This is a genomic window from Pseudoalteromonas sp. S558 (assembly GCF_005886635.1).
Classification (GTDB): Bacteria; Pseudomonadota; Gammaproteobacteria; order Enterobacterales; family Alteromonadaceae; genus Pseudoalteromonas; species Pseudoalteromonas aliena.
The window spans coordinates 1-5,905 of sequence record NZ_PNDU01000096.1 but is presented as its reverse complement, the minus strand read 5'-3'; the positions used below and the strand labels follow the sequence as shown (position 1 = coordinate 5,905).

The window sequence follows — 5,905 nt, the reverse complement described above, 5'->3', positions numbered from 1 at the left end:
CTCGAGATAGATTTATTATTCAGAGTTCAGGCTACTTACAAACTTACTGCTAGCTTAGTTGCTGTTACACCTTTAATTCAAAGCTAATAATCTATACTATAAAGCTATCTATATTGCTGTTTCGCAGGTTTTTAATGTCAAAACAAACATTACAATTACACAGCACCATTTTATCTATACACAGTCTAGATGTTGATGCCGACATACCTGCGGCACTGTTAACACTGCCGTTATTTTTTATTTCTAAAACCCATGACGAAGTATCGGTTGTCTGCCCGAGTAACTTTGAAATAGACAGCTTAGACACAGAGCCGAACTGGCAAGCTCTTGAAGTTATTGGCCCACTTGGCTTTTCGTTAACAGGAATTATGGCGAATATTTCAGGTGTTTTAGCGCGTGCCAAAATTTCTATCTTTTCTATTTCGACCTACGACACCGATTACATACTAGTAAAAAAACAAACAGTACCTCTGGCTATTACTGCGCTAAAAAAAGATGGTTACAACGTGGTGGTCGAATAAATCATGAAAGCTCAAAAAATACAGTACATAGCACAAAATAAAATTCCCAAAAATGCCATAAATATTACCAGCCCTTTTTCAGGTAAAGTACTTGAGCTTAATGAACACTCTGAGCCTTTGTTTCGTTTTGGAACATTGGGTCCTGGTATAATGGTGCAATTAACACATCATAAAATTTTAGCGCCGTTCGATGGCACTTTATTACAAGTAAAAAACGCAGGTACTGAGTTTGTATTACAAGCTAAAAATGGTTTAAAGATTTTAATTAATTTAACTATCCCCGATTCGCAATCGATAATGCATACCCATATAGCGCAGCTTAACGGTAGTAAAATAATCAAAGGCCAACGCCTTGCTTATTTTGATTTACGCGAGCTCGACAGCCCTTTACTTGCAAGTTTAATTTTACTAAACGGCCATCACCTCGGTACGTTTCATCACTCTCACCCGCAGGTAAAAGCAGGCGAAGACACCCTATTAACTATTATTAAGAAGAACTAGATTTATGATCACTCTATACGGTATTAGCAATTGCGATACGATAAAAAAAGCAAAAAAATATTTAGCTGACAACAACATCGAGTTTACTTTTCACGACTACCGAAAAGATGGCGTAAACGAGAAAATGGTTAGTACTTTTGCTGTTCAACTCGATTGGGAACAGCTTGTTAATAAGCGCGGCACTACGTATCGGGCTTTAACTGATGAGCAAAAGCAAGGCCTGACTAAAGAGGGTGCTATTTCACTGTTAGTTGAACAACCTGCAATGATAAAGCGCCCTGTATTAGTTAATGATGGCAATTACCATTTAGGGTTTAAAGCCACACAATACGATGAGATTTTTAAATAATGATTACCGACGTAATTGCACTTGCACAAACGCTCATCCAACGACAATCGGTAACGCCAGAAGATGCTGGCTGCCAGCAAATAATGAACGAACGCCTTGCTGCTGTTGGTTTTAATATTGAATCATTATTTTTCACCGATACATTAAACACTTGGGCTCGTAAAGGCACGCAGTCACCCCATTTTTGTTTTGCAGGTCATACCGATGTGGTGCCAACTGGGCCTGAAAAAAATTGGCAACATCCGCCATTTTCAGGATTAGTAAAAGACGGTTTATTACATGGCCGGGGCGCTGCCGATATGAAAGGCTCATTAGCCGCAATGCTTGTAGCAACCGAGCGTTTTGTTACTAAAAACCCAGATCATAAAGGCTCTATTTCTTTTTTAATTACTTCTGACGAGGAAGGTCCGTTTGTAAACGGGACGACTCGTGTAATTGATACCCTTGAAGCACGCGGTGAAAAAATCGATATGTGCCTAGTTGGCGAACCTTCATCGCGCGATAAATTGGGGGATGTGGTTAAAAATGGTCGAAGAGGTTCACTTACCGCATTTTTAACAGTTAAAGGCGTACAAGGTCATGTTGCCTACCCACATTTAGCACAAAACCCAATTCATCTGGCCACGCCTGCACTTACTGAGCTTAGCCAAACGGTGTGGGATAACGGAAATGAATACTTCCCTGCTACCAGCTTTCAAATTTCAAATATTAATGGCGGCACAGGTGCTGGTAACGTGATCCCGGCTGAACTAGAAATACAGTTTAACTTTAGATTTAGCACGCAAGTAACGCATGAGCAATTACAACAACGTGTAAATGACATTCTACAAAAGCATAATTTAAATTATGAATTAAGTTGGATAGTAAATGGTTTGCCTTTTATTACCGAGCACGGACCCCTTGTTGATGCCACAGTCAATGCTATTAAATCTGTAACCGGTTTAACCACAAACCTAGAAACCACAGGTGGCACATCTGACGGACGTTTTATTGCGCAAACAGGTGCTAAAGTAATTGAACTAGGGCCACGTAACGCTACTATTCATAAAGTAGATGAATGCGTAAGTACCGATGATTTAATAGCCCTTACCGACATTTACGAGCAAATATTAGAGCAACTTTTAACATAATGGATGCCACTCAACCAGCACCAATAATGTGTATTACAGGTCAAAGTGATACACATTTAACTGATATACAAAATCATCGCTTGCACAGCGCTATTATTAGCGACTTTTTAGCGCTACAAAGTGCAGTAAAAAAAGCGGGATTTGATCTTACTATTGCCTCAAGTTTTCGTGATTTTAATCGCCAGTCAATTATTTGGAATAATAAGTTTTTAGGTATTCGACCTGTTTTTAATAAACAGCAAGAAGTTGTAGATTTAACTAAGCTAAGCGATATTGATAAATGTATAGCGATAATGCTCTACTCTGCACTACCTGGGGCAAGCAGGCATCATTTAGGCACCGATTTAGATGTGTTTGATAAAGCTGCGGTAAGTGATGATTATAAACTACAGCTAGCACCTGATGAATACCTGCAAGGTGGGCCTTTTGCGCCTTTAAGTAACTGGCTTGATGACAACTTGGGTAAGTTTGGCTTTTATCGCCCTTACCAGCATGATTTAGGTGGCGTCGCACCTGAGCTTTGGCATATAAGCCACATTAAGCAATCACAATTATTAGTGAATAAGCTTAGCGAGCAAGTACTTTTTGAATGCATAAAAAACAGTGAACTACAGGGCAAGCAGGCAATACTTGATAACTTACCTGCTATATATACACGCTTTGTAACAAACGTCAGTCCGCCCTAAAAAGAAGGTCAGGTTGGCCTAAGTGACATTAACACTTCTTTTTATTTAAAATAAATATAAGCACAGCGCCTAAAATTAACGCGCTTGCAACTACAAACTCCATTGTTACCTGCTCTGATAAAAACAAAACCCCGGCAATGGCTGCAAGTACCGGCACACACAACTGCACAACAGCAGCTTGGGTACTTTTAAGCAGTGGCATAGCCACATACCAAACACTGTAACCAATCCCAGATGCTATCGCACCCGAAGCGCAGGCAAGTAACACCCCTTCAATGCTCACATCTTTTAAATGGCTCATGCCTACCAGTAGTAGAATAGGGATAGCAACTAAACTTCTTATAAAGTTAAAACCTGTTGTACGCAATGGCGATACGCACACTTTTCCGCGAATGCTATAAATGCCCCATGCTATACCGCTTAACGCCATAAGGGATGCATCAAGAATGGATGGCACTGCAGCAGAGGGTAACATTAAGTACACAAAGCCACCTAACGCAACTAAAAACGCACACCACTGAATGGCACTTAATTGCTCTTTTTTATAAATCCCCCAGCCAATCATGGTCAGTTGCACAGCCGAAAATAAAATAAGTGCCCCCGTACCGGTATCAAGTTTTACGTAAGCTATAGAGAAACAAATTGCATAAACAAGCAAGCTAATACTACTTCGCCAACTGCCTTTATCATCTAAAATAGTGCGATCAAATCTACCTTTACGTTTTAAATTACTCGTATAAATAGCAATTATAATACCCAAGCACACAGCGCCGCTGAGTAAACGAATAATGGTAAAATTCCAAGCATCTATATAACCTTCTGCTAATGCCATTCTGCAAAATAGAGAATTTGCAGCAAATGCTATTAAAGCAATCATTGTGTATAGGGTGGCTTTCAAAAAAAATCCTTAAAAAGAATAACGTTGTTTAAATTTAACCGCTTATTAACCAACCACGTTCAAGCCATTGATTAACTTTAATAATTAAAAACTCAGCGATTTTATCGCCAGGAAGTTCATTTAAACAGGATTGACATAACTGTGCAAAGGGGGTCTTTTGTTTTAATAGATTTAATAGACGGTATTCTTGCTCATCAACGCTTACGTATTGCGTACGCCTGTCAGTATCACGCGCTATAACCCAAAAACGCAGCGCTGATGATTGAGGTTCTGGCGGGGTTTGCTTTTCTTTTATTGCTTGCCAACTTTCAACAGCGGATGTACTAAACTTTACTAATTGAACACTGGGGTGCAGGTTTAATATTAAAGTCGGCCATGCTAGCGGTTCAATCACTTCTAAGGATTCTACCGCTAACAATGCAGCGTCACTTGCATCAAACGCACTTAGCAACAAGCGTTCAAATTTGGCTATATCTGCAAGTATGGGGTAATTTTTAAAAGGAGTTTGGGTCGCTAGGTAATCAGGTAGTTTATCTGCAAAAATTCGTAGCGATGTATGATATGAAGGATACAGGGCTAAATAACCATCAACCATTTGTTCAAATAAATCATCACCTAAGTAAATACCCAACTGCTGGTGATCTTGCTCTATCACTGCTCTTAAGCGAATTTTATAAGCGTTTTGATAAATAGAGAGCCGCTGCTGTGCACTTAACTGCCCTTGCTGTGCAATTTGCTCGGTAATATCCAAACTTTCACCTTGCAGTAAATCCATAAACTGTTGTTGCAGCTTTGCTAAATCACTCATGATGTCATTTTCCAAAACGGTTTTACCAATGTTTTAGCATGCTCAAGCTCGCTAATTAGTTCATCTAACGAGCCTATATTATCATCGCGCTCAATCATGGTGCTTGTTGGGCTTAGCGTTTGCGCATACAGTTGATATAAATCCCACACTGCGTCAGGTACATCTTCATCATGGGTATCTATAATATGCGTACCAAAGTCTTGATGCCCTGCTAAATGAATTTGCGCTATAGCAGTACTCGGTATCGCTGCTAAATAATCCATTGCGTTAAAATCGTGATTACGTGCACTTACATAAACATTATTTACGTCCATTAAGAATTTACAGCCCGTTTGTTTATGTAATTGCGCTAAAAACTCCCATTCTGTCATTTGTGAATCGTTATACGTTAAGTAGCTCGACACGTTCTCAAAAATCATTTCACGGCCAAGGTAGTCTTGCACCTGCGCTATTTTAGTTGCTAAATGATTCAGCGCTTCATTAGTGTAAGGCATTGGCAGTAAATCGTGACTATTGATCCCCCCTACTTGGGTAAAACATAAATGATCAGACACCCACTGCGGCTCAACTCTTTCAATTGTGTTTTTTAACTGATTTAAATAAGCTTTATTAATCGGGTCGACACTACCAATAGACATTGATACCCCGTGCATCACAATTGGATAATCCGCTCTAATTTTATTTAAATAATGCCAAGGTTTACCCCCTGCAACAAAATAGTTTTCTGAAATGATTTCAAACCAATCTACAGGTGGTTGTTGTGCGATAATTTGTTCAAAATGTGGGGCTCTTAAGCCTAAGCCAAAACCTAAAAAGCGGTTCGTCATATACTTCCTTAAAAGCCTGAGTAATACATTTGTAATTGATATGTTATTCAGGCTTATTTTATAACTTTAATTAACCTGAGCTCTGGTTAAGAGATTTACTAACATATTGAATCATGGTGATATTTAAATTTATTTTCTCTAGCCAGAGATTTTCAGTGAAAACAAGGCGAATTTACGCGTCAATA

At 39.1% G+C, this 5,905-nt stretch carries 8 protein-coding genes; 5 read left to right on the top strand and 3 right to left on the bottom strand.

Annotated features, from left to right (window positions below; all coding sequences use genetic code 11):
* The first annotated feature begins 134 nt into the window (after positions 1–134).
* Genes CWB66_RS07880 through CWB66_RS07860 form a run of 5 tightly spaced genes read left to right on the top strand, consistent with a single transcriptional unit; the run spans position 135 to position 3,187 of the window.
* A complete protein-coding gene (locus CWB66_RS07880; protein WP_138584935.1) occupies positions 135–521 on the top strand; it encodes an ACT domain-containing protein in 387 nt (128 codons plus the stop codon).
* Positions 522–524: 3 nt separating this feature from the next.
* A complete protein-coding gene (locus tag CWB66_RS07875; protein WP_077537805.1) occupies positions 525–1,022 on the top strand; it encodes a PTS glucose transporter subunit IIA in 498 nt (165 codons plus the stop codon).
* A gap of 4 nt (positions 1,023–1,026) precedes the next feature.
* Positions 1,027–1,371, top strand: coding sequence for an ArsC family reductase (locus CWB66_RS07870; RefSeq protein WP_138584934.1), 345 nt, complete (start codon positions 1,027–1,029; stop codon positions 1,369–1,371).
* A complete protein-coding gene (gene dapE / locus CWB66_RS07865; protein WP_138584933.1) occupies positions 1,371–2,501 on the top strand; it encodes a succinyl-diaminopimelate desuccinylase in 1,131 nt (376 codons plus the stop codon). The genes CWB66_RS07870 and dapE overlap by 1 nt, the downstream gene beginning before the upstream one ends.
* Positions 2,501–3,187, top strand: a complete 687-nt coding sequence (locus CWB66_RS07860; RefSeq protein ID WP_138584932.1) for a M15 family metallopeptidase — start codon at positions 2,501–2,503, stop codon at positions 3,185–3,187. Before dapE ends, CWB66_RS07860 begins: the two co-directional genes overlap by 1 nt.
* Positions 3,188–3,215: 28 nt before the next feature.
* Here CWB66_RS07860 and CWB66_RS07855 read toward each other — a convergent pair whose 3' ends face one another.
* From CWB66_RS07855 to bufB, 3 genes are read right to left on the bottom strand one after another with little or no spacing between them, the layout of a single operon-like run.
* Positions 3,216–4,085 carry a DMT family transporter gene (locus CWB66_RS07855; RefSeq protein WP_138584931.1) on the bottom strand — a complete coding sequence of 290 codons (870 nt, stop codon included), beginning with the start codon at positions 4,083–4,085 and terminating at the stop codon, positions 3,216–3,218.
* A 34-nt stretch (positions 4,086–4,119) separates the two neighbouring features.
* A complete protein-coding gene (locus CWB66_RS07850) occupies positions 4,120–4,893 on the bottom strand; it encodes an HvfC/BufC N-terminal domain-containing protein (RefSeq protein WP_138584930.1) in 774 nt (257 codons plus the stop codon).
* Positions 4,890–5,720: an MNIO family bufferin maturase gene (gene bufB, locus CWB66_RS07845; protein WP_138584929.1), complete on the bottom strand. Its 831-nt coding sequence runs from the start codon at positions 5,718–5,720 to the stop codon at positions 4,890–4,892. Before bufB ends, CWB66_RS07850 begins: the two co-directional genes overlap by 4 nt.
* Between the last annotated feature and the right edge of the window lie 185 nt (positions 5,721–5,905).